We start from the raw sequence: 24479 nt of genomic DNA, 5'->3' as shown, positions 1-24479 counted from the left end.
CATGGAAATAGGAGAGACGGACATACGCTGAATGTCAGAAGTGCGCCCGAAGGAACAGCATCTTCCTCGAATGAGCCGATGGTTACAACGTGAGTATACATCTTGAAACTGCTTCAAGTCTCCCTGCTTCGTAACACAACATGAGTTACTTCTCAGAACAACTCCATGAGTAACCATCCCTGTAATAGAAGTGGTATTCTCTCTCTTTATACCGCGAAGTGGCCAGAGTTTCTAGGCAGGGCACGAACAGCAGTTAGACAGCACTATAGATGGAGAGCAAGTCAACAGATCGGCAAAAATAATGGTTTCGACAGAAAAATCAATAGGTCCGACAGTAAATTCCCCTCTTTCGACAGAATCTCGCTCAACTTCGATAGAAAGACTATATACACCTCAAATATAAGGCAGTACTACGCATGAGCCCAACAATATAGCTCCAAAACTACTCTATACAATAAAAAAAGCCGCTCACAAAGCGGCAATTAATGCTCTAGACTTTTAAAAAGGCAAATTCCCTCTAGTTTGCATTACGAGGAGGCTTATTAGTAGGATGGATTGCTTTTTCCAATTCTTCTTGTGCAATTACATTATCTACTGTATTACTATTTGGTTTGCCTTTTTGACTGTACCCTTTTTCACGTTTCTGGCTCATCTTCATACCCCCATTTAATTAGATTCTTTGTTAAGATGAGTTATTATAGTGAACCTTATTCATGTATGAGTCAAAACAAAAAAAGTTATGGTACTTCTCATAAATTTCATTAATTCACACTAGATAACTCCAAATATCCATAAAAACAAACGTAACCAATAAATATTAAGTAGGATAGGCACAAATCTACAAAGAAAAGAATAGATTAAAAGAAAAGAGATGTATGAAGTCTTAGTGTATAGCCGATACTGAAGTCAGGGGTGATGAATATGCCGAAGACGAAAACAATGAAAGTGCGGCTAGGGGATTGTTGTATGGTTTGCAACAAAAGAAAAACTGAAGGATTGCAAGTACTAAACACATTTATGTGTGAATCATGTGAAACAGAGCTATTACAATTAAATGAACAAGATGACATGTATGAAACATATGTAAAACAAATGAGGAATTTATCTACTAATTTTATAGGATAAGAGAGCAAGCCTTTCAATAAAAGGCTTGCTTTTATTTATGTAAGTGCAAATGAGTGTTTTCTTAACAAGGCTTATAAAGTACAGTATCATACTAAGTGAGAATATTTGTAGATGGGAGATTTTTGACGTTGACTCGTAATCATATTCCTTTAATAAAAGCTATACAAAACCATAAGAAGGCAGATCCAATTTCTTTTCATGTACCAGGTCATAAGAATGGGCTATTTTTTCATGACTCTATCCATGAGGCCTTTGGAGAGGCTCTAAAATATGATGTGACAGAATTAGCAGGATTAGATGACTTGCATGCACCAAGTGGGGTTATACGTGAAGCACAAGAAGAGGCTGCTCGGTTTTATAAAGCAAAACAAACTTTTTTTCTCGTTGGAGGATCTACAGTTGGCAACTTAGCAATGGTTTATGGAGCGTTTGAACGAGGGGATCAGGTGTTTGTGCAGCGTAATAGCCACAAATCTGTTTTTCATGCAGTACAAATTGCAGGCTTGGTTCCTATTTTGTTAACGCCAGAGTTTGATCATGATTCGAGTCACGCTATTGGGATATCGGTTGAAACAGTAGCTGAAGCGGTACGTCAGTATCCAGATGCTAAGGGTATTATCTTAACTTATCCAAATTACTATGGAGTTAGCATAGATTTACAAGAAACAATTACAACTGCTAAGAAGCATGATTTACTTGTTTTAGTAGATGAGGCACATGCTGCTCACTATTGTCTAGGGACACCTTTTCCTGTATCAACTTTACAACAAGGAGCTGATGTCGTTGTTCAATCTGCACATAAAATGCTGCCGGCATTAACGATGAGCTCATTTCTTCATATAAATGAAAAACAATCTGATGCTTTTAGGCATAAGATAAAGGAAGCGCTGACTATGTTCCAATCAAGTAGTCCTTCTTATTTGCTAATGGCGTCATTGGATGGAGCAAGAGCCTATGCAGAAAGTATCTCGAAAACAGAAATTACTACAATTTTAGCAGGAGTTGAAGCAGTAAAAAAAGAATTATCTAACATTAAGCAAATAAAGGTTGTTAATTGGAGTGACAACTATCATTGTGATCCATTAAAAGTTACAATAAAGACAACAACCAACTTAACAGGATTTGAACTTCAAGATATTTTTTTAGAAAACAATCTTTATCCTGAACTTGCAGACGAGAAACATGTATTACTTGTTTTTGGATTAGGTACAATCGAAGTTCCTAGCCAGTCGCTTCAAGCAATTCGTCATTCATTAGAAGCTTATGAGGTTGTAGAGGAGAGACGTAGTAACCCGCTTCTTAACCTGAAGATAGGGGTGCAAAAGCTTGAACTACATTCAGATGATTTGCGTCAATTGACAAAGAAGAGAGTACCACTAGAAAGGGCTGTCGGGTGCATAGCGGCTGAAGCTGTTGTACCTTACCCACCCGGTATTCCATTAGTATTACCAGGTGAGCGAATGACTGAACAAGTGATCGATGAAATAAAGAAATTGATAGATGCAGGGGCAACGTTTCAAGTTGAACAGGATTTGAAAGATGTTTTGGTAGTTGATGTGGAGGATGACGATGAGTAAAGGTTTTTTTGTAACAGTAGAAGGTGGAGAAGGGGCAGGGAAGACAACTGTCTTAGATCGAATAGAAGCAGAGCTAGTAAGCAAAGGACTCGATGTCATACGTACTCGTGAACCAGGAGGCATTCGAATTTCTGAACAAATTAGAACAGTTATATTAGATGTCACACATACAGAAATGGATAGCCGAACGGAAGCACTATTATATGCAGCAGCTAGAAGACAGCATCTTGTTGAGAAAGTCATACCTGCCCTAAAACAAGGGAGTATTGTCCTATGTGACAGGTTCCTTGATAGTAGTCTTGCTTATCAAGGGTATGCAAGAGGGATTGGGTTCGATGAAGTAAAAGCGATCAATGAATTTGCAATTGAAGGCTATTTGCCTGATTTAACATTATTTTTCGATGTTGACCCGCAAATTGGCTTATCTCGTATTCAAAGTGATGAAGATCGTGAAGTAAATCGACTCGACCAAGAAAAAATGGAGTTTCATGAACGTGTTAGGGAAGGGTACCAAAAAGTGATTGAGGTCTATCCTGAGAGAATTAAGGTTATTAATGCAAATCAGGACGTTGAGACTGTTTATAAAGAGGCAATGAATGAGATCAATCACTTTGTAGGTCGCATACTTTAGTAATAAAGGAGCTGTCTAAAGATGAAACTAATTATGGCTGTAATCCAAGATAAAGATAGTAATAGATTGTCTGATGCATTAGTAAAAGCTGACTACCGTGCAACGAAGCTTGCTAGTACAGGAGGCTTCCTAAAAGCAGGGAACACGACGTTTCTTATTGGTACAGAAGATGAAAATATTGAAGACGTAATGTCAATTATAAAAGAAAATTGCAAAAGTCGAGATCAACTTGTTGCACCTATTTCCCCAATGGGTGGAAACGCTGATTCCTATGTGCCTTACCCAGTTGAAGTGCAAGTAGGTGGAGCAACAGTCTTTGTCTTGCCAGTTGAGCAGTTTGAGCAATTTTAAAGGTGTTGAAATAGATGGAAACGTGGAATCATTTAAAAGAAATACAACCGAGAATCATAGATTTACTGATTAAAACATTACAAAAGGACCGTCTTGCTCATGCCTACCTATTTGAAGGAAGCAAAGGAACCGGTAAGCGTGTAGTAGCTCTTCATTTAGCGAAGAGCTTCTTTTGTGAAAACAAAGACGAGGAGAATCCTTGTTTACAATGTCTGAATTGTAGACGGATTGAACATGGCAACCATCCAGATGTACATTTCATTGAACCGGATGGCCTATCAATTAAAAAGCATCAAGTAGAGCATTTGCAAAAAGAGTTTTCATACCGTGGTGTGGAATCAGCTAAGAAAGTTTATATTGTTGAACATGCTGATTTAATGACGGTTGGAGCAGCAAATAGTATATTAAAATTTTTAGAGGAACCAGCAACAGAGACATTAGCAATTCTTTTAACTGAACAAGGCAGTAAGGTGCTGCCAACGATTCATTCTCGAAGTCAGCATATGACGTTTGCTCCTTTATCAAGAGCTACTTTTTTGGACAAGCTCGTTCAGAATGGAAATTCTAACACAATTTCCAGTTTATTGGCTAGTTTAACAACAAGTTATCATGAGGCAGAGCAGTTATTAGAAGGAGATTGGATTGCACAAGCACGAACCGTAGTGATACAATTGATGGAGGAGCTCTCTACTAGACCGACTCAAGTTCTTTTTACATTACAAGAAAAGTGGTTACCACTTTTTAAAGAAAAATCACAGTTAGACATTGGATTAGATATGATTCTCTTATGGCTGCGTGATCTCATGTTTACAAAGGTCGGAAAAGTTGACTCTTTAAGTTATATTGATCAAATTGATCTATTACAACAGCAAGCCCTATCTAGCTCGCAGGATACAATTAGTCAAAAGATGTCTGCGGTTCTTCATGCAAAAAGGCAGCTTGTTGCTAATGTTAATCCTCAACTTATGATGGAAAAGCTGTTGCTTAATATACAGGAGGGATAGAAGATTGCATCAAGTTGTAGGTGTTCGCTTTAAGAAAGCGGGCAAAATCTATTATTTCTCCCCTGGTTCATTTCAGCTGGAGAAGGGAGAAACAGTCATCGTCGAAACGTCAAGAGGTGTTGAATTTGGCCGAGTTGTCATTGGCACAAAGACAGTCGGCGAGAACGATGTTGTTCTTCCATTAAAGCAAGTAATCCGGATTGCGACTGACAAAGATAAGTTAGTCGTTCAGGAAAATGTCGAACAAGCTAAGAAAGCGTTCGAGGTATGTACAGAGAAAATTATTGAACATAAGCTAGATATGAAGCTAGTAGATGTTGAATATACATTCGATCGGAATAAAGTATTGTTTTATTTTACCGCTGATGGTCGGATCGACTTTAGAGAATTAGTGAAAGATTTAGCAGCTGTATTTCGTACAAGGATTGAGCTTCGTCAAATTGGTGTGCGGGATGAAGCAAAAATGTTAGGTGGGATTGGTCCATGTGGTCGAGTCCTTTGCTGCTCATCGTTTTTAGGTGATTTTGAGCCGGTTTCTATTAAGATGGCCAAAGACCAAAATCTATCACTAAACCCAGCTAAGATATCAGGCTTGTGCGGCAGGTTAATGTGTTGTCTCAAATATGAGAACGACATGTATGAGTCAGCAAAGCAGGAATTACCTGATGTTGGGAAGAGGGTTAGAACACCTGAAGGAAGAGGAAAAGTGATTGGCTTAAACTTATTGGAAAAAGTCATTCAAGTTGAATTAGTTGAAGGTGAGCGAATAGTCGAGTTTACAATGGACGAACTAATGAGCAAGGAAAGCGTGCCGACTGAAGCCACAGAATAATGAGGTGGGAGCATCGTGGACAAAAAAGCAATTTTTACACAGGTGAGCCAACTAGAAGAACGGCTAGGTGAATTGCATCATGAGTTGCGAGGGTTGAAGGAACAGTTGGCCTACCTAATCGAAGAGAATCATTCTCTTCATATTGAAAATGAAAACCTTAGAGACCGTCTTGAAGCGCAAGAAGAAGCGCAGGAGGAAGGAAAGAACGATAAGGCTAGTAGTAAGAAAAAGCCCTTTGTAGGTGAAGGGTACGATAACTTAGCAAGGCTCTATCAGGAAGGATTCCATGTTTGTAATACACACTATGGAAGTATTCGATCAGATGGAGACGACTGCTTATTCTGTTTATCATTTTTACACCAAAAGTAAAACATCAATCAAATAGATTAATTAAGGGGGACAGATCTTGCGTTATCGTTAGGTCTGTCTTTTTAGCCTATTAAAGGAGTGCACAAAAAGCGTGAAATTATTTAATGGAGAACGTTTAGACTATATAGCGGGAACTGACTTAAAAGTTCTTCAGAGCCCAAATGTTTTCTCATTTTCAATTGATGCCATTCTGCTAGGGCGGTTTGTACAAGTACCAATTCAAAAAGGGAATATATTGGATTTATGTACAGGTAATGGTGTCATACCTGCCTTACTAACAACTAGGTCAAAAGCAAATATTATTGGAGTAGAGATTCAGAACAAACTAGTCGATATGGCGAGGCGAACAAGTGAACTAAATGAATTACATAATCAAATTCAATTTGTCGAATCAGATCTTAATCATATTCCAAGTGAACTGAAGCGAGGATTTTTTGATGTCGTTACATGTAATCCTCCTTATTTTGAAACCGTCACAGATGATGAAAAAAACCGTAATGAACATTTTGCAATAGCGAGACATGAAATTTATTGTACATTAGAAGACGTGGTCCGGGTTAGCAGTCAATATGTGAAGCAAAAAGGAAAAGTAGCGTTAGTACACCGGCCTGAAAGATTAACCGACATCGTTCATCATATGCGTACGTATCGTATTGAGCCAAAACGAATTCAATTTGTTCATCCTAAAGTCAATAAGGACGCTAATATGGTGCTTGTTGAAGGAATTAAAGATGGAAAAGCAGGTGTAACTTGTCTTCCACCGATTGTCGTTTACAATGAACAGGGGACATATACAGAACAATTTAGCTCAATTTATGAAGGAAAATGAGCGAGGAAGGGATTATCATGAACCAACAAACAAGTTACAGTGATGGAGTGGAAGGAACGCTTTATTTAATTCCGACACCAATAGGGAATCTTGAAGACATGACATTTCGTGCTGTTCGAATGCTTAAAGAAGTTGATGTAGTTGCAGCTGAAGATACGAGACAAACCCGTAAACTGTTTAATCATTTTGAGATTGAAACATCACTTGTCAGTTACCATGAGCATAACAAGAAAAAATCTGGCGAGTCATTAATTGATCAAATGAAGGCAGGAAAACAAGTTGCTCTTGTCAGTGATGCGGGAATGCCGGCCATTTCTGATCCTGGTCAAGACCTTGTTCAGGAGGCATTAAAGGAAGGGATGAAAGTGATCTCTTTACCTGGAGCAAATGCAGCATTAACAAGTTTAGTTGCTTCAGGCTTATCAACAGAACGTTTTGAGTTTGTTGGATTTCTCCCACGTCAAAACAAGCAGCGTCAAGCAATGCTCGAACAATTAAAAGGCAATCAGACGACGCTGATTTTTTATGAATCACCTCATCGTATAAAAGAAGCATTAGAGGCGATGTTCAAAGTGTTTGGAAATCGTCACATTAGCATTAGTCGTGAGCTCACTAAAAAATTTGAAGAGTATCAAAGAGGAACATTAGAAGAAGCGATAGAGTGGTGTCAAACAGGTACGGTAAAAGGAGAGTTTTGCCTTGTCGTAGAAGGAAGCAGTGAAAAGGAAGAAGAGGACAGTTGGTGGGACTCCTTAACAATCCTCCAACATACCAACCACTACATCGAACTTGGCATGCCATCAAAAGAAGCAATCAAACAAGTAGCCCGCGAACGAAATATACAAAAAAGAATCGTCTATGCAGAGTACCATAGCTAGAACGAAAAGGGCGATCTTCCCTTTTCGTTCTAGCGAAGCGATGAGCGGAGCCGCCGTAATGTTTTAAGCCTAAAGGAACGGGTTTCTCCTTTAGGCGCACGGCGAGAGAAGCCATCGCAACATGTTCGCACAGTTAAAAGGGAAAAAGCCCCAGGTTTCGCTATTTCTGTTTAGCGAAAACGATGACCAGAGCCGCCGTAATGTTTTAAGCCTTTTGAGTGATCTTCTCAAAAGGCGCACGGCGAGAGAAGCCATCGCAAACAATGTTCGCACACGTAAAGAGAAAAAGCCCCAGGTTTCGCTATTTCTGTTTAGCGAAAACGATGACCAGAGCCACCGTAATGTTTTAAGCCTTTTGAACGAACTTCTCAAAAGGCGCACGGCGAGAGAAGCCATCGCAAACAATGTTCGCACACGTAAAGAGAAAAAGGCCCGAGGTTTCGCTATTCTGTTTAGGAAGGATAGCGGAGCCGCCGTAATGTTTTAAGCCTTTTGAGTGATCTTCTCAAAAGGCGCACGGCGAGAGAAGCCATCGCAAACAATGTTCGCACTGTTTTACCTTTTATTTAATTTCTTTTTATCTAAACTAAAGGCCAATAAACAACAAAAAGGGTGGCTCACCGAGAACATACCAACAATATCAGGGATTGTGGTAGAACTAGGAGTAGCCACCCTTTTTAACAAGGAGTTAAGCTTGAGTAGAACGAGATACGTACTCTTGAAGCTCTTTAATAATTTCTTTTGCACCTTGCGGGCTAAGAATGATCTTGCCATTAGCAATCGAAAGATTCTCATCAGAAACTTCACCTGTAACTTGGCAAGTCATATTCGGTTTGTATTTTTTTAAGATGATGCGATCGTTATCAACATAAATTTCTAACGCATCTTTTTCAGCAATGTCTAATGTGCGACGTAGCTCGATTGGAATAACTACACGGCCTAATTCATCAACCTTACGAACGATTCCAGTAGATTTCATTGAATAAGTCTCCTCTCAGACTAAAAAGTAATTTATTTTTTTGGCGTCAATATTCGACAATTTTCTATCTGATTTTAGAGTACCAGTGTTTCCAAATCAAGTCAATTACTTTTTTATGTTAATTTAATATTAAAACAATTCTATCTCAAAGTGGAAACCGTTGATAAAATAGTATTTTTAATGCGAGGTGATTACAATATATGTTAGAAATTAACCATGGTCTTGTAGAAAAACTAAAAAAAATGAATGAAAATTTGTTAACCATTTACCAAAAAACACCTTCAGATAATTTAATTATTCGACAAAAACTTCAGTTGTCGAATGCGGAAATTCGACATATTCCTCGTTTTTCGACAAAGGCTTTGTCGGATTGGTTGAAAGGAAGAGAGTTAGCTGCTGTTGATGGCTCTGTTAATCAAACAAAAGGTGAGGCTCCACATATCCTCTACTTGTTTCAAGCATTAGCGAAAACAACAAAAGGGTATCAGTGCCAAGCTACAGATATATATTCGCCTTTGCTGCATAGTAAAGTTGAAGAAGACGAAAGCACCCCGGCAAATTACCGTTCACATTTATTAGCTAAATTAGAATTAGAAGTCGCGATACAATTACTAGAAGAAAGACCATTAGCCATTTTGCTTATGGACGGAGCTTTGTATCATTACCGGATTGATGCCCCGGACGAATGGGAAATGCTACGCAAAAAAGCAATTGAGAAGGATGTGTTGCTAGTTGGTGTTTCTGAAGAGATTACGACGGAAAATTTAGTGAAACTAGAACCATTTCTTCTGTTCGAAAAACAGCCCCATACATATGATCGCGATTTATTGTTTGGTGTCCTTGAGCAGGAGGAAATGGTTTTTATAGAAAAGATTCAAAGCAAAGCGGGATTGCAATCGGTCTGGATGAGGTTAACATCGGATCCTGCTATTACAGGCTTTGATGTGTTAGAGGAACAAGCATCTTTTAAAGACGAGATTGCAAGTCTGTTGTTAACTCTCACACCACGAGATGGGCGGGGGATTCCTCTTTGGCTAGACCATATTGATCGAGAGGTAAGGGTGACGGACAAGCTAGTCGAAGCACTTGTCGAACAATATATAGATCCTGATATTAGAAAGAAGTTTTTTGAGAAGAAACGAGTTTCTAGACCATATTGAGTGAGTTTGGGAAGAAGGAGGAGAAGTAAATGCAAATTGTAGGTGTTACAACGCAGCATGAAGTGTATGTTGCCTCAAAAACGCATAAATTTCGAATGAATGAAATGCTAGTTATTGAAGATGTGTCCCTTTATCAGCCAAAAGGCGAAGTTGTCGAAACATTTTCATACAATCGCTATATTCCTATGGGATTTGATAAAGGCATTGCTGATGAACAAGTATTAAAGACACTCGAACATATTGGCTATGATATCGGAGCAGATGATATTCACTTAGCGAAGGTTCGATTATTTGAAGAGGCCATTCAACCAATTCAAACAGGAGCTAGTGTCCGCCACCCTCACTTTGATGAGATATCTGATTTACTAGTAAAAACAGCGCCAGAGGACGGCCTTGTCTTAGGTGAGGTGAAGTCGACTGATTTTATTGATTCGACATTGCCTGATTCATTAAAAGGGCTGTTACATATTCACGACCATAATGGTTTGCGTGAGCAAAACGGCGTTCCTTTTGTTTTTGATATAAGAGCAATGCAGCAATATCCACATATTGGTGTGTTTGGTGGATCTGGTTCAGGAAAATCATTTGGCCTTAGAGTCATGCTTGAAGAGTTAATGAAGTTACAAATTCCAACTCTAGTCTTCGATCCTCATTTTGAGATGAACTTTGCAACGGAAGCATTAGATACAAACGGGGCTATTTCTTATCGAGAGCGTTACACAGTAGTCCAGATAGGGCAAGATGTCGGAGTTGATTTTTCGGCGCTTTCAACTAGAGATGTTGAACGGCTATTATCTGCTGCTGGATCATTAACAGAGTCCATGGTTAATGTGATTCAATCTGTTCATAAAAGAAAAGATAGCTATCAGTCTTTTAGCGACCGAATTGCTAATTTAGCAGAGGCGTTAGAACTGGGAAAGCATAAAATTGAAGGAATGCTTAACGATGGGGGAATGACTAGAGATGAGTTAACTCGCTTTTCAACATTCCGGAAATTGCTCGATCAATATGGTAGCCTTCCTTTAGCTTCAGTGAAAGGAATTTCATGGCGTGTCAACCGACTGTATCAAGCTGGGTTGTTCCAGCAAAATATTAGAGCGATTGAGCAAGGAATTCATGCTGGGAAGCTTGTTGTGATTCAAGGACCTGTATGGTTGTTGCAAGTATTTTCTAGTTATGTCATCGGCGCACTATACGGGAAAAGGCGGTCGTTTCGAGATGCTAAGCTACAACAAAAGCAAGGAGAGTTTTTTCCACCATTTGTCGTAGTTACAGATGAAGCTCATAATTTTGCACCAAAGGGCTATGATGCACCGGCAAAGTCAGTTTTAAAAGAGATCGCACAAGAAGGACGGAAGTATGGTGTCTTTCTAATCTTTGCTACACAGCGCCCGACCTTGCTTGATGAGACAATTACAGCTCAGTTGAATTCTAAGTTTGTGTTCAGGACGGTGCGCGGAACAGATATTCAAACGATTAAAGAAGAAACGGATCTAACGCATGATGAAGGAAAACGCCTCCCTTATTTACGGTCAGGAGATGTGTTTGTCTCATCAGCCATTATGGGACGGACCATGGCCATTCGAATTCGTATGGCACACTCTGCTAGTCCACACACATTAAATCCGTTTGATGAACTGAAAAAAATGAAAGAACAAGACTCGGAACAATTGGTAAAAGCCCTTGATTCTTATTTTCCATTAGCTGAGATGAATATTATGACTCACTTAACAAAACTAAACCAAGACGCAGAGAAAAACTGGGATGTCCAAACGTGGAAACAGGAGCTAGATCGTCTGAGCGGTGAGGGGGTTATTAAAAAAGAGAAAACTCCTTTTGCGACAATGTATAACCGCTCTTGACGAGATACAGTGAATTAGGTATATTTTGGTTAGAATTTTGACATGATACATATGTATGCTAAAACATGTCTTAACAATGGTTTTTCAATATATGATATCCAATGAAGGGATGAGTACAAATAGAGATCTATAGGTAGCAATGCTATGCAGAGAGCCGGGGTAGCTGGGAACCGGTATAGATTCTAGTTGGAAGATGGTCCTGGGAGGAGCTTGCTTTCGAGTGTTTGTACATAAGGGAGTAACGTTGCTGGCGTTAACAGAGGAAGTCTTAGACTTCATGAGCCTTCTTATTGTGAAATAAGAAGGGAATTTTGGGTGGTACCACGTGAGATGCTCTCGTCCCGATCGGATGAGGGCTTTTTGTATTGTTTTTTAAAATGAGGAGGAAGTATTGTGACAGATCAAAAAAAGACTTTTTATTTAACAACCCCAATTTATTACCCTAGTGATAAGCTTCATATTGGTCATGCTTACACAACGGTAGCAGGCGATGCGATGGCACGTTATAAGCGTCTTCGCGGCTATGATGTCCGTTTTTTAACTGGTACGGATGAGCATGGTCAAAAAATTGAAACAAAGGCAGCAGAAAAAGGCCAGACGCCTCAGGAATTTACAGACCAAATTGTTGCTGGAATTCAAGAGCTTTGGAAAAAGTTAGATGTATCCTATGATGATTTTATTCGTACGACAGAGGAGCGCCACAAAAAGGTTGTGGCACAAATTTTTGAGCGCTTACTTGAAAAAGGCGACATTTATTTAGATGAGTATGAAGGCTGGTATTCAATCCCTGATGAAACGTTTTATACAGAACGCCAGCTAGTCGACCCTGTAAAAAATGAAAACGGAGAAATCATTGGCGGAAAGAGCCCAGACAGTGGTCACCCGGTTGAAAAAGTACGTGAGCAATCGTATTTCTTTAAGATGAGTAACTATGCAGATCGGCTCTTAAAGTTCTATGAAGAGAATCCGACCTTTATTCAACCAGAATCTCGTAAAAATGAAATGATCAATAACTTTATTAAGCCGGGATTAGAAGATTTAGCTGTATCTCGTACTTCGTTTAAATGGGGTGTACAAGTTCCGAGTAACCCAAAACATGTCGTCTATGTATGGATTGACGCATTATCGAACTACATCACAGCGCTTGGATACGGTAGTGAAGATGAGGAGTTGTATAATAAATATTGGCCAGCTGATGTTCACTTAGTAGGGAAAGAAATTGTCCGTTTCCATACCATTTATTGGCCGATCATGCTAATGGCTCTTGATCTACCGCTTCCAAAGAAAGTATTTGGTCATGGTTGGCTGTTAATGAAAGACGGCAAGATGTCCAAATCAAAAGGAAATGTCGTTGATCCGGTACCACTTATTGATCGCTATGGTCTTGATGCTCTTCGTTACTATTTGCTGCGTGAAGTACCATTTGGATCAGATGGAGTTTTCACACCAGAAGGGTTTGTAGAGCGAGTCAATTATGATTTAGCAAATGATTTAGGAAACTTACTAAATCGAACAGTTGCTATGATCAACAAATACTTTGACGGTAACATCCCTGACTATGTAAAGGATGCAACTCCGTTTGATGCGCCTCTTGTTGAGCTAGTCGAAGCAACAGTGGAAAAAGTAGAAAATGCAATGGAAGAAATGGAATTTTCAGTAGCTCTGACAGCGATTTGGCAGTTGATTAGCCGTACGAATAAATACATTGATGAAACACAACCTTGGGTGCTTGCCAAAGATGAAGCGAAGAAAGAAGAGTTAGGATCTGTTATGTATCACCTTGCTGAGTCACTTCGTCAAGTATCGATTATGATTCAGCCATTTATGACGGAAACACCAAAACGAATCTGGAAACAATTAGGGCTCACAAGCGAAGTAGTAGCTTGGAATACACTTGAAACGTTTGCTCAAATTCCGAGTGGTACAACGGTTGAAAAAGGAGACCCTATCTTCCCTCGCTTAGACATGGAAGATGAAGTTGCTCATATTGTTGAAATGATGGGGGGTTCTGCGAAAAAAGCTGAGGAAGAGGCCGTTCCTGAAGTAGAAGAGAATGAAATCACAATTGATGATTTCACAAAGGTAGAATTACGTGTGGCAGAAGTCATAGAAGCAGAGCCTGTAAAAGGGGCAGATCGCTTATTAAAAATTCAGCTAGATCTTGGCCATGAAAAGCGCCAAGTTGTTTCCGGAATTGCTAAACACTATACACCGGAAGATTTGGTTGGGAAAAAGGTCATTTGCGTAACAAACCTAAAACCGGTTAAACTACGAGGGGAACTATCTCAAGGTATGATTCTAGCTGGTTCAAAAGGGAAGAAACTGCAGCTGGCTACGATAGATGGAAATCTGCCAAACGGGGCACAAGTAAAGTAAGCAATTAGGGGAGGGAGCATCGTATTCTCTCCCCTCTTAACTAATTATCTTGAAAGGAAGTATAGACAAAATGTTATTTGATACACATGTTCACTTAAATGCTGACCAGTTTGAGGAAGACCAGGATGAGGTTATTTTGCGTGCAAAGGAAGCTGGAGTGGAATATATGGTTGTCGTTGGTTTTGACGAAAAAACAATCAACCGTGCATTGGATTTAATTGAAAAGTATGAATTTATCTATGCAGCTGTCGGCTGGCATCCAGTAGATGCGATTGATATGACAGATGAACATTTACAATGGTTAGAAGAATTAAGCTCACATCCAAAAGTTGTTGCACTTGGTGAAATGGGTTTGGACTATCATTGGGATAAGTCACCAAAAGAAATTCAAAAAGAAGTATTTCGTAAGCAAATTCGTTTAGCAAAAAAAGTTCAATTGCCAATTATTATTCATAATCGTGAGGCAGATCAAGATATTGTTAACATTTTGAAAGAAGAGGAAGCAAGTGAAATCGGGGGGATTATGCACTGCTTTGGTGGAAGTGTAGAAATTGCTAAGGAATGTTTGGCCATGAATTTTCATATATCTCTTGGAGGTCCTGTTACATTCAAAAATGCCAAACGTCCGAAACAAGTTGCCAAGGAAATACCTATTGATCGACTACTTATTGAAACAGACTGTCCATATTTAGCGCCACATCCATTTCGAGGGAAAAGAAATGAACCGGCTTATGTGAAACTAGTAGCAGAAGAAATCGCGGAGCTAAAAGAGATAGAATTTGAACAATTAGCGAAGCAAACAACAGCAAATGCAAAAGAAATTTTTGGCATTTCTTGATAGCGAAAAATCACTTTTTTTGCCGAGGCTTGTCTAAATATAGCTTCATTCGAAACAGTTCTACAAACTTAGGCGGATGCATAGAGTGGACTTGTCGATAAGTTTTTGTTTCTTTTGCCAGCCTTTTCATAGATAATAAAGACAATGCGGCAATTAACAAAAATAGTGAGTTGACAAAAGGAGGTACAGTGTTTATAATTCGGACGTTGAGAAGGAGGAATTCATTGAGATGGAAACAAACAGGAGCCAACTCCTTCCTGCTATAAGTTTTAGGAAAAAGTTGGTCATCTCCGTTATCAGTCTCATACTCTTTGGAGGCGTGATTACTTACGCTGTATACGAGGCGACAAAAGCAACAGTAACAATCTCCATGGATGGTGAGGAAGTTACAGTGCAGACACATGCATCTACCGTTGCTGAACTGATGAAGGAGCAAGAATGGGAAGTCCAAGAATATGATTTTATAGATCCAGGGTTGGATACAGAGATAAAAGGAAATCTAACAATTACGTGGGATCAAGCTAAGAAAGTCTTTGTAACAATTCAAGGTCATGAAGAACCAGTATGGACGACTGCAGATGATGTGGAACAACTCATACAAGAATTGAATATTGACTTCAAAGAGGAACATGATTTAATTGCGCCAGCATTAAACGAAGAAATAACTGACAGAATGAATCTAATCTATGAATCTGCGTTTCAAGTTGAGCTTACTAGTGACGGCGAGCAGCATGAATTATGGACAACTTCGACGACTGTCGCTGACTTTTTAGAGAGAGAAAGTGTTACCTTAGGTGAGCTTGATCGTGTTGAGCCGGGGATAGATACAAGGCTTGACCGTGAATCAGAAATTCAAGTAATACGTGTAGAAAAAGTCACCGATGTGGTGGAAGAGTCCGTCGCTTTTGGAACAGTGACAAGAAAAGACAATTCATTAAGATCAGGAAAAGAAGAGGTTGTTCAAGCTGGTGAAGAAGGTACTGTCAATAAGCACTATGAAGTCGTGCTTGAAGACGGAAAAGAAGTATCTAGAGAGCTTGTGAAAACCGAGACAGTCAAAGAAAGTACAGACCGCATAGTCGCTGTTGGAACCCAACCTGCCCCTACTGTGTCACGTGGATCAAGCTCAAGCAGTAGTTCGAGTGGATCTGCTCCTAGTGGCGGTCGGACGCTAACCGTTACTGCTACAGCATATACTGCTGGTTGCAGCGGGTGTAGTGGGATTACAGCAACAGGTATTAATTTAAATAATAATCGCAATATGAAAGTAATTGCCGTTGATCCTAGCGTTATTCCTCTAGGCACACGTGTCCATGTTGAAGGATATGGAAATGCTATTGCTGGAGATACTGGCGGTGCAATTAAAGGAAATAAAATCGATGTTCATGTACCAACAAAAAGTGAAGCTTTTCGTTGGGGATCAAGAACGGTAAAAGTCACCATTTTAGATTAAGTGTCAGCCTATCACAGAGTGGTTATCCACTCTGTTTTTCTTATGCTTTAAGAAATGGAAAAGTTCGCTTGGGCCTATTTTTACCCATTACCTATACTTTAAAGTACATAAAACTCATGGAACAACCTCTAGGAAGCCGCAATAGCTTTATACGTTGTGCTCATTGCTTAGAGGGTCATACCAAAGGGGAAACCTTCTTTTTCAGTGCGCTCTGTTAATTCAATCATTTTCCGGCTAAAATAAGATTAGCCTAATTGTTAGGGGTATACTATGAAAATAAAAGAAGTGATTATTGTTGAAGGGAAAGATGATACGGTAGCTATAAAGAGAGCTGTCGATGCAGATACAATCGAAACAAATGGCTCAGCAATTAACGAAAGTACCCTTGCTCAAATTGCCCTTGCGCAAGAACGGAGAGGAGTAATCGTTTTAACTGACCCTGACTATCCAGGTGAACGAATTCGCCGGATTATTAGTGAACGAATTCCAGATTGTTTGCATGCTTTTTTACCAAAAAAAGAGGCGATATCAAAAAAACAAGATGATCTCGGTGTAGAAAATGCAACTCCAGAAGCGATACGCCAAGCTTTGATTCATGCAAAACAAGAGGATGATACAAAACAAGTGGAGTCAAACGTAATTGATTGGCAGGACCTACACGCTGCAGGTTTAATAGCTGGAAGCAATTCGAAAAGAAGAAGAGAACGTATTGGTGAGATTTTGCATATTGGCTATGCCAACGGAAAGCAACTTCATAAACGACTGCAAAAATTTCGAATTACTGAAGCTGAGTTCAAAGAAGCAATACAGCGTGTGTTTGAGGAGGAACAAAACGAATGATAAAAGACATAGCAACACCAGCACGTACGAAGGAGATATTAAATAAGTTTGGATTTAGCTTTAAAAAAAGTTTAGGACAAAATTTTTTAATTGACACAAATGTATTAAGAAATATTGTTGATGCAGCAAATATTAGCGAATCAACAGGTGTGATTGAAGTGGGTCCAGGAATTGGGGCGCTCACAGAACAATTAGCAAAACGAGCGAAAAAAGTCGTCTCTTTTGAAATTGACCAAAGACTGCTTCCTGTACTAGATGAAACACTAGCCCCTTACGACAATGTGAAAATTATTCACTCTGATGTTTTAAAGGCAGATATTCATCAAACGATAAAGGAGGAGTTCAAAGATACAAGTGACATTATGGTTGTCGCCAATTTGCCTTATTATGTCACAACTCCGATTTTGATGAAGCTATTAGAAGAGCATTTGCCAATTCGAGGTATTGTTGTCATGATTCAAGCTGAAGTTGCTGATAGAATTGCAGCAAAGCCAGGGACAAAGGAATATGGAGCGTTGTCCATTGCAGCTCAATATTTTGCAGAGGCAGAACGGGTTCTAACTGTACCTGCAACTGTATTCGTACCACAACCAAGAGTGGATTCTGCTGTCTTGCGTTTAACAGTTCGAGAAGAGCCTGCTGTGGCAGTTTCTGATGAACCTTATTTCTTTCAAGTGTTCCACGCGAGTTTTGCTAATCGGAGAAAGACGATTCTTAATAACCTAGTGCACAATTTAGGTCATAAGGAAAGAAAAACTGATATTGAAGAGGCTCTTCATGAAGCAAGCATTGACCCTAAGCGTAGAGGAGAGACATTATCCCTTGAGGAGTTTGCCCTTTTAAGTGAAGCTCTTCTGAAAAGATTCCCGAGAACTTAGCACACATGCCCCCTTTTCCACATATTTTAAGTGGAGAGGAGGCGTGACAATGAAGCTGAATAAAGGGGATATCGTCGCTCGCCTTTCGTATCAGTGTGATTTGTTGTTTAGGGTAGTAGAAATTTATGCCGACTATGTAGAACTCGCTGGAGAGGATATGCGTCTACTTGCCGATGCCCCGTTAGATGATGTTGTCATCGTTTCGGAAGAAGATCGAACAGCACATGCAAAAAAGGCGAGAGAACTTGAAGAAAATTCATATCGACTTTTCAGGCAAGATGCAAAATTGATGAAACAACGTGGAGACTACCAAGTCACATCAGGATACAAGAGCGAAACTGCTTATTTTGAATTGCGAGGGCGCGTCCTTCATATTGATGGTGATGCTCTATACCTTCGTAAATGTACAGAGTTATATAATAAATTAGGTGTTCCGGTATATGGAGTCCACCTTCCTGAACGTGAGATGCCTGAACAAATAGGTTCGTTATTAGAAATGGTTAAGCCTGATATTGTAGTTATAACCGGTCACGATGCGTATTTAAAAACAAAAGGAGATGAACGAGATGTGCGTGCCTATCGTAACACAAAGTACTTTGCAGAATGTGTACGGATTGCACGGAAACATTCGTGGCACCGTGATGATTTAATTGTTTTCGCTGGTGCTTGTCAATCTCATTTTGAAACGCTCATTAAAGCTGGAGCTAATTTTGCTAGTTCACCTGAACGTGTGAATATCCATGCTCTGGATCCTGTTTATATAGCTTCAAGAGTAAGTTTGACTTCGTTTATGGACCGTGTGAGTCTAGCCAATGTACTGCGTAATACAATAAGCGGTGAAAAGGGACTAGGCGGAATTGAAACAAAGGGTGTCATGAGGCGCGGCATGCCAATGAAATACGATTGAAAAGGAAGCCCTTAGATTGGGACCCAGATTGGGTAAGGTCTAAGGGTTTTTCGTTTTCACAAAAAAGAGAAGTTCACTCTTTTTCAATATAGGGAAAAGAGCGACCATTTGCGATGGCTTCACTCGTCGTGCGCTTTTTGAGAAACCCGCTCAAAAAGCTTAAAAGATAACGACGGCTCCGCGCATCGCAGCGTTTTCACAAAAAAGAGAAGTTCACTCTTTTTTGTGAAAACTTACATAATTTTTTTTGTTATTGGCATACTAAGGTTGAATTGGTAGTGGGGCTATTTTATTTTTTCGTCAAATTAGATTGACAAAATTCTTGTTCACTTGATATAATTTTAAATTTATTTGACGAAAATTGTAGATTGTGCTATACTACACATACAGTGAGGTGGGGTGTCGTAATGGCAAAAACGTTAATAGACATTAAGCGTGCATTAGATGCTAATGTTGGTAAGAGAATTACAATCAAGGCAAATGGTGGTCGTCGGAAAACGTCGGAGCGTTCTGGTCTTCTTGAGGAAACATACCCTTCTGTGTTCATAGTGAAATTAGATGAACAACAAAATGCATTTGAGCGCGTATCTTACAGTTATGCTGATATTCTTACAGAAACAGTAGAACTTATGCTCTGTGAAGAGGGTATTGATTCAACAGTTCTTAAGGCGTAATTGGGACTAGATATACGATATACAGACAAATATAACCCTCTGAAGGTTCAATTCAGAGGGTTATATTTGTTTTGATTTGAGTACATACTAAGTATGTCGTGTATAAAACGACATTTTCTGATATACAGAAAAGGAGTTGTTGTGACATGAGCAGGCGAAGAGGAATCATGTCTGACCAATTTAAAGAGGAACTTGCGAAGGAACTAGGCTTTTATGACACTGTTCAAAAAGAAGGCTGGGGCGGAATACGTTCAAGGGACGCTGGAAATATGGTCAAAAGGGCAATTGAAATCGCCGAAGAGCAGCTCGTCCTTCAACAAAACGATCGAAATTAATTACATGAAGCCAGAGCGAAAAGCCTGGCTTCTTTAATTATTAATTCTAGAGCGTGACAAAAAACGGCATTTACAAGTGAAATTTTCTAATTTCTTTTTGTTATGTGATAATATGACTATATTGTAGAAAAAGAGACAACAGGTGGTATGTTGATTAGACAAGTGATAAAATAGCCTAAGCAAATGGATATAGAAGGTGACGAGTGTGAGATGTTCAGTGAAAGCACCAGCGAAAATTAATTTGTCGCTTGATGCAATAAGAAAAAGGGAAGATGGTTTTCATGAGGTTGAAATGATTATGACGATGGTTGATCTTGCGGATCGGATTGACCTGACGGATAGAGAAGATGGGGTTATCAAAGTGGACGTATCAGAAGGATTTGTCCCTAATGATCATCGGAATTTAGCTTATCAAGCTGCTGACCTTTTGAAAAAGCGATATAACGTTAAAAAAGGCGTTTCAATTTATATTACAAAACGAATTCCTGTTGCCGCTGGGTTAGCTGGAGGGAGTAGTGATGCAGCTGCAACATTAAAGGGATTAAATCAATTATGGCAGTTAGGATTGAGCATGGATGAACTTGCTCGCCTTGGTGCTGAGATTGGATCGGACGTATCGTTTTGTGTATATGGAGGAACCGCTCTTGCGACGGGACGTGGAGAATTAATTCAACAAATTTCGCCCCCGCCTCCTTGTTGGGTGATCCTTGCCAAGCCGCCAATAGGAGTATCAACTGCAGAAGTGTATAAACGTTTAAATGTGCAAGAAATAGAACATGCCAATACAAAAGCAATGATCGAAGCAATTGAGCAACAAAGCTTTGCAGGCATTTGTGATAATTTACATAATGTACTTGAGTCAGTTACGTTGGACATGTATCCAGAAGTACGAAATATTAAAGAGCAAATGATTCGTTTCGGTGCTGATGGTGTATTAATGAGCGGAAGTGGACCAACTGTATTTGGACTAGTAGAACATGAATCAAGATTACATCGTGTTTACAATGGACTTAGGGGATTTTGTCAAGATGTCTACGCTGTCAGGTTAATTCGTTCAACAGACTCTTGATTAAAACCGAACGTACGTGATATATTTAAATTAAAATATTCGGTTTTTAAGTGGAGGTCGTATGAAAAAGCTTAAACGTAGTGGTCGTCTTGTTGATATGACCTATTTTTTACTGCAACACCCTCATGAGGTCATTTCTCTTACTCATTTTTCTGAACGTTATCAATCAGCTAAGTCTTCCATTAGTGAAGATTTAGTCATTGTTAAAGAGATTTTTGAAGGTGAAGGATATGGCTCTCTTCTAACTATTTCCGGAGCTAGCGGTGGAGTCAAGTTCATTCCTCGTATTCACCCCGAGCAAGCTGAAGAATTTGTCAATGAGGTGATTGAACAGCTTGCTGTACCTGAGAGAATCCTTCCAGGTGGGTATTTGTACATGATGGATCTTCTTGGAAGTCCAAAGTTCATTCAACGCTTAGGACAAGTCTTTGCTTCCGTTCTAGCCAATAAAAAAATAGATGCCGTCCTAACTGTTGCGACAAAAGGAATCCCTCTTGCATATGCGGTTGGTCAGTATTTAAATGTTCCGGTTAGCATTGTAAGGCGAGACCACCTTGTCACAGAAGGGTCAATGGTTAGCATTAATTATGTATCTGGCTCGTCGAAACGTATTCAGACGATGACGTTAGCGCGTCGAAGTTTAGCACCAGGGTCAAGAGTATTTATTGTCGATGACTTCATGAAAGCTGGTGGAACGATAAGAGGGATGATGGATTTGCTCGAGGAATTCCAAGCCGAGCTAGTAGGGATAGGCGTATTGGTAGAATCAGTTGAAGTCGAAGAGCGCTTAGTTGATGAGTATATGTCAATTACAAAGCTCTCAAATGTAGATGTTAGAAACAAAACAATTACTGTAGAACCAGGCAGTGTGTTAGAGTTATTACAAAAGATGGAATTGGAGGAGAACAAATGAAAACAATTCATACTAATTTAGCACCAGATGCAATCGGACCATATTCTCAGGGGGTAATTGTCAACAACATGTTCTATAGTTCGGGACAAATCCCTTTAACTGCTGAAGGGGAATTGCTACAAGGAACAGTAGAAGAGCAAACTCATCAAGTATTTAAAAACCTTAACGCTGTGTTAGAAGAAGCAGGTGCTTCATTTGAATCCGTCGTAAAAGCGACAGTATTTATTAAAAACATGGATGATTTCCCACGAATCAATGAAGTTTATGGAGAGTATTTCCATACACATAAGCCTGCAAGATCATGTGTAGAAGTGGCGAGACTACCTAAAGATGTGTTAGTTGAAATTGAAGTCATTGCATTAGTAAAGTGATCGCTAAAAGAGTGGTTATAAGCCGCTCTTTTTCTTTTTTTTGAATCAATTAATTAATTTTAAAATAGTCCTCCCTAGAGGTCAGACATTTAAAAGAAATGTTGTAATCGCTTTCGTTGGAAGATGACGAAAAGACAGTTTTTTTAGGAGTTTTCGAAAAAATCAATTTAAAAATTAAAAAATTTTTTGTCTAAAGAAGGAATTCCAAAATTTATAGAGAATTGTGTAAGTAAGAATAAACAAATATTAGGTGGTGGCCAACAATGCAGGTAACAGATGTGAGATTGCGTCGAGTAAATACGGAAGGCCGTATGCGGGCAATAGCTTCGATAACGATTGACCATGAGTTTGTGGTGCATGATATTCGCGTAATCGATGGTAATAACGGGTTATTTGTAGCAATGCCAAGTAAGAGAACTCCAGATGGTGAATTTCGCGACATCGCACACCCAATCTCTTCACAAACGAGAGAGAAAATCCAAACAGCCGTCCTAACAGAGTATGACAAAGCAGGAGAATACGAAGAAATTGAATTTGAAGAAGCTGGAGCTTCATAAAAACAGAAAGAGTCCTAAATAGGGCTCTTTTTTTGTCGAAACTAATTGCAAAGCTCTGTTTTTAAACGTAAGCTCCGCTTGGAAAGGTTGATTTTCCCCATTTTCAGTGCCTCCATTTGGAGGTGACATTCTTTTTATTTTTTAAAAAAAGAAGTGACAAAATTATTGTCATTGCTCATGAAACTGATATTTCCTTGAAAAGACCGCGTTTTTGAGATATATTCGTAATGGAAAACGCAACACCTGGAGGGGAATTATGAGCAATCGTTATGCGGTTATATTAGCAGCTGGTCAAGGAACAAGAATGAAGTCGAAATTATATAAGGTGCTTCATCCTGTCTGTGGAAAGCCAATGGTTCAACATGTTGTTGATCAAGTTTCTAGCTTAGGATTTGAGGAGAAAGTTGCTGTTGTTGGGTTTGGTGCGGAAGTTGTTCAACAACAATTAGGAGAAGAGGTCTCCTATGCTGTTCAAGAGGAGCAATTAGGCACAGGTCATGCAGTCATGCAGGCAGCGAGTATGTTAGAAGGCAAGGAAGGTACGACAGTTGTACTATGTGGTGATACGCCACTGTTGACGGCAGAAACGATTGATCAATTACTTAAACGCCATGATAAAGAAAAAGCTAAGGCAACAATTTTAACAGCTGTCGCTTCTGATCCTACAGGATACGGCAGAGTGATTCGTAATAAAGAGGGTCTTGTTGAACGTATTGTCGAACATAAAGATGCAACAGAAGAAGAGCGAGGCGTAACGGAAATTAATACAGGAACGTATTGCTTTGATAATGTAGCACTGTTTGAAGCTCTTAAAAAAGTTGGAAATGATAATGTTCAAGGAGAGTATTATCTTCCTGACGTCATTGAGATCCTCCAAAAAGGTGGAGAGACGATCTCGGCATACCAAACGCCTTCTTTTAATGAAACACTTGGTGTAAATGACAGAGTGGCTTTAGCTGAAGCGGAAGTAATTATGAAACGTCGAATAAATAATCATTGGATGAAGCAAGGTGTAACCATTATTGATCCAAATAATACTTATATCTCAACAGAAGCTTCCATTGGTCAGGATACTGTTCTTAATCCTGGAACAGTTATTTTAGGTACAACAACAATTGGTGATGAATGCATCATTGGTCCGAATACAGAGATTAAAGACAGTACAATTGGTAATGGTACGAACATTCGCCAATCTGTAGTGTATAATAGTGAAGTTGGAAACAATGTTACTATTGGACCGTTTGCACACATCAGACCTGACTCGACAATTTCCGATGATGTTCGGATTGGAAATTTTGTTGAAGTGAAAAAATCGGTAATGGGTCAAGGGAGTAAAGCTTCACACTTAAGTTATATTGGTGATGCAAAAGTGGGCAAAGATGTGAACTTTAGCTGTGGCGCAGTAACGGTCAATTACGATGGCAAGAATAAGTTTAAGACAGTGATTGAAGATGGGGCTTTCATTGGCTGTAACGCTAATTTAATTGCACCTGTAACAGTTGGGAAAGATGCATTAGTAGCAGCGGGTTCAACGATTACGGATGACGTTCCAAGTCAATCTCTTTCTATTGCTCGGGCTAGACAAACAAATAAAAGCGATTATTTGAAGAAGTAATGCTTTTAGATTTTCTTTGCATCTTCAATTTTGAGTAAATATAAAATTAAAAATTA

The 24479-nt window shown here is 39.3% G+C and carries 27 protein-coding genes; 25 read left to right on the top strand and 2 right to left on the bottom strand.

Annotated elements, in window-relative coordinates; all coding sequences use genetic code 11:
* Positions 1 to 517 precede the first annotated feature (517 nt).
* Complete coding sequence (locus MF646_RS23325; RefSeq protein WP_275980380.1) at positions 518 to 652, bottom strand: hypothetical protein; 135 nt, start codon at positions 650 to 652, stop codon at positions 518 to 520.
* Between the two features lie 269 nt (positions 653 to 921).
* On the opposite strand from MF646_RS23325, the gene MF646_RS19445 reads away from it, so the two are divergent.
* The 10 genes from MF646_RS19445 to MF646_RS19400 all read left to right on the top strand — a co-directional run bounded on the left by MF646_RS19445 (position 922) and on the right by MF646_RS19400 (position 8083).
* Positions 922 to 1125, top strand: coding sequence for a sigma factor G inhibitor Gin (locus MF646_RS19445; protein WP_250098158.1), 204 nt, complete (start codon positions 922 to 924; stop codon positions 1123 to 1125).
* Positions 1126 to 1253: 128 nt separating this feature from the next.
* Positions 1254 to 2702 carry an aminotransferase class I/II-fold pyridoxal phosphate-dependent enzyme gene (locus MF646_RS19440; protein WP_250098157.1) on the top strand — a complete coding sequence of 483 codons (1449 nt, stop codon included), beginning with the start codon at positions 1254 to 1256 and terminating at the stop codon, positions 2700 to 2702.
* On the top strand, positions 2695 to 3333 hold the full coding sequence (gene tmk, locus MF646_RS19435) for a dTMP kinase (RefSeq protein WP_250098156.1): 639 nt from the start codon (positions 2695 to 2697) through the stop codon (positions 3331 to 3333). Before MF646_RS19440 ends, tmk begins: the two co-directional genes overlap by 8 nt.
* 21 nt (positions 3334 to 3354) lie before the next feature.
* Positions 3355 to 3684, top strand: a complete 330-nt coding sequence (locus MF646_RS19430) for a cyclic-di-AMP receptor (RefSeq protein WP_034633666.1) — start codon at positions 3355 to 3357, stop codon at positions 3682 to 3684.
* Between the two features lie 14 nt (positions 3685 to 3698).
* Complete coding sequence (gene holB / locus MF646_RS19425) at positions 3699 to 4688, top strand: DNA polymerase III subunit delta' (RefSeq protein WP_250098155.1); 990 nt, start codon at positions 3699 to 3701, stop codon at positions 4686 to 4688.
* Between the two features lie 4 nt (positions 4689 to 4692).
* Positions 4693 to 5520 carry a PSP1 domain-containing protein gene (locus MF646_RS19420; RefSeq protein ID WP_250098154.1) on the top strand — a complete coding sequence of 276 codons (828 nt, stop codon included), beginning with the start codon at positions 4693 to 4695 and terminating at the stop codon, positions 5518 to 5520.
* Positions 5521 to 5535: 15 nt separating this feature from the next.
* Positions 5536 to 5889 carry a DNA replication initiation control protein YabA gene (gene yabA / locus MF646_RS19415; protein WP_250098153.1) on the top strand — a complete coding sequence of 118 codons (354 nt, stop codon included), beginning with the start codon at positions 5536 to 5538 and terminating at the stop codon, positions 5887 to 5889.
* A 91-nt stretch (positions 5890 to 5980) separates the two neighbouring features.
* Complete coding sequence (locus MF646_RS19410; protein ID WP_250098152.1) at positions 5981 to 6718, top strand: tRNA1(Val) (adenine(37)-N6)-methyltransferase; 738 nt, start codon at positions 5981 to 5983, stop codon at positions 6716 to 6718.
* A 17-nt stretch (positions 6719 to 6735) separates the two neighbouring features.
* Entirely contained in the window at positions 6736 to 7596 is an 861-nt protein-coding gene (gene rsmI / locus MF646_RS19405; protein ID WP_250098151.1) for a 16S rRNA (cytidine(1402)-2'-O)-methyltransferase, read from the top strand.
* Positions 7597 to 7717: 121 nt separating this feature from the next.
* Entirely contained in the window at positions 7718 to 8083 is a 366-nt protein-coding gene (locus MF646_RS19400) for a hypothetical protein (protein ID WP_250098150.1), read from the top strand.
* Between the two features lie 201 nt (positions 8084 to 8284).
* Here MF646_RS19400 and MF646_RS19395 read toward each other — a convergent pair whose 3' ends face one another.
* Positions 8285 to 8575, bottom strand: a complete 291-nt coding sequence (locus tag MF646_RS19395; protein ID WP_250098149.1) for an AbrB/MazE/SpoVT family DNA-binding domain-containing protein — start codon at positions 8573 to 8575, stop codon at positions 8285 to 8287.
* A gap of 200 nt (positions 8576 to 8775) precedes the next feature.
* Here MF646_RS19395 and MF646_RS19390 point away from each other — a divergent pair, with 200 nt between their 5' ends.
* The 15 genes from MF646_RS19390 (at position 8776) to glmU (ending at position 24423) form a co-directional block, all read left to right on the top strand.
* Complete coding sequence (locus tag MF646_RS19390; RefSeq protein WP_250098148.1) at positions 8776 to 9735, top strand: DNA double-strand break repair nuclease NurA; 960 nt, start codon at positions 8776 to 8778, stop codon at positions 9733 to 9735.
* Between the two features lie 29 nt (positions 9736 to 9764).
* Positions 9765 to 11597, top strand: a complete 1833-nt coding sequence (locus MF646_RS19385) for an ATP-binding protein (protein WP_250098147.1) — start codon at positions 9765 to 9767, stop codon at positions 11595 to 11597.
* A gap of 393 nt (positions 11598 to 11990) precedes the next feature.
* Complete coding sequence (metG, locus tag MF646_RS19380; RefSeq protein WP_250098146.1) at positions 11991 to 13973, top strand: methionine--tRNA ligase; 1983 nt, start codon at positions 11991 to 11993, stop codon at positions 13971 to 13973.
* 70 nt (positions 13974 to 14043) lie between these two features.
* Positions 14044 to 14811 carry a TatD family hydrolase gene (locus MF646_RS19375; protein ID WP_250098145.1) on the top strand — a complete coding sequence of 256 codons (768 nt, stop codon included), beginning with the start codon at positions 14044 to 14046 and terminating at the stop codon, positions 14809 to 14811.
* Between the two features lie 229 nt (positions 14812 to 15040).
* Entirely contained in the window at positions 15041 to 16264 is a 1224-nt protein-coding gene (locus MF646_RS19370; RefSeq protein ID WP_250098144.1) for a G5 and 3D domain-containing protein, read from the top strand.
* A gap of 270 nt (positions 16265 to 16534) precedes the next feature.
* The gene (rnmV, locus tag MF646_RS19365) at positions 16535 to 17104 is read left to right on the top strand and encodes a ribonuclease M5 (protein ID WP_250098143.1); all 570 of its coding nucleotides are present in this window, start codon (positions 16535 to 16537) and stop codon (positions 17102 to 17104) included.
* Positions 17101 to 17982, top strand: coding sequence for a 16S rRNA (adenine(1518)-N(6)/adenine(1519)-N(6))-dimethyltransferase RsmA (gene rsmA / locus MF646_RS19360; protein WP_275980379.1), 882 nt, complete (start codon positions 17101 to 17103; stop codon positions 17980 to 17982). The genes rnmV and rsmA overlap by 4 nt, the downstream gene beginning before the upstream one ends.
* A 49-nt stretch (positions 17983 to 18031) precedes the next feature.
* Entirely contained in the window at positions 18032 to 18889 is an 858-nt protein-coding gene (yabG, locus tag MF646_RS19355; protein WP_250098142.1) for a sporulation peptidase YabG, read from the top strand.
* 407 nt (positions 18890 to 19296) lie between these two features.
* Positions 19297 to 19563, top strand: a complete 267-nt coding sequence (gene veg, locus MF646_RS19350; protein ID WP_034633697.1) for a biofilm formation stimulator Veg — start codon at positions 19297 to 19299, stop codon at positions 19561 to 19563.
* 146 nt (positions 19564 to 19709) lie between these two features.
* Positions 19710 to 19898, top strand: a complete 189-nt coding sequence (locus MF646_RS19345; protein ID WP_250098141.1) for a small, acid-soluble spore protein, alpha/beta type — start codon at positions 19710 to 19712, stop codon at positions 19896 to 19898.
* 196 nt (positions 19899 to 20094) lie between these two features.
* Positions 20095 to 20967: a 4-(cytidine 5'-diphospho)-2-C-methyl-D-erythritol kinase gene (gene ispE / locus MF646_RS19340; RefSeq protein WP_338035517.1), complete on the top strand. Its 873-nt coding sequence runs from the start codon at positions 20095 to 20097 to the stop codon at positions 20965 to 20967.
* A 61-nt stretch (positions 20968 to 21028) separates the two neighbouring features.
* Positions 21029 to 21880, top strand: coding sequence for a pur operon repressor (purR, locus tag MF646_RS19335; protein ID WP_250098139.1), 852 nt, complete (start codon positions 21029 to 21031; stop codon positions 21878 to 21880).
* Entirely contained in the window at positions 21877 to 22251 is a 375-nt protein-coding gene (locus tag MF646_RS19330; RefSeq protein ID WP_250098138.1) for a RidA family protein, read from the top strand. Before purR ends, MF646_RS19330 begins: the two co-directional genes overlap by 4 nt.
* A gap of 263 nt (positions 22252 to 22514) precedes the next feature.
* Positions 22515 to 22808: a septation regulator SpoVG gene (spoVG, locus tag MF646_RS19325; RefSeq protein WP_034633708.1), complete on the top strand. Its 294-nt coding sequence runs from the start codon at positions 22515 to 22517 to the stop codon at positions 22806 to 22808.
* A 256-nt stretch (positions 22809 to 23064) separates the two neighbouring features.
* Positions 23065 to 24423, top strand: coding sequence for a bifunctional UDP-N-acetylglucosamine diphosphorylase/glucosamine-1-phosphate N-acetyltransferase GlmU (gene glmU / locus MF646_RS19320; protein ID WP_250098137.1), 1359 nt, complete (start codon positions 23065 to 23067; stop codon positions 24421 to 24423).
* Positions 24424 to 24479 lie beyond the last annotated feature (56 nt).

The organism is Halalkalibacter alkaliphilus (assembly GCF_023555415.1).
Classification (GTDB): domain Bacteria; phylum Bacillota; class Bacilli; order Bacillales; family Bacillaceae_D; genus Halalkalibacter; species Halalkalibacter alkaliphilus.
Note: the sequence above shows the minus strand (reverse complement) of the source record. Positions and strands in the feature narration are given on the sequence as shown.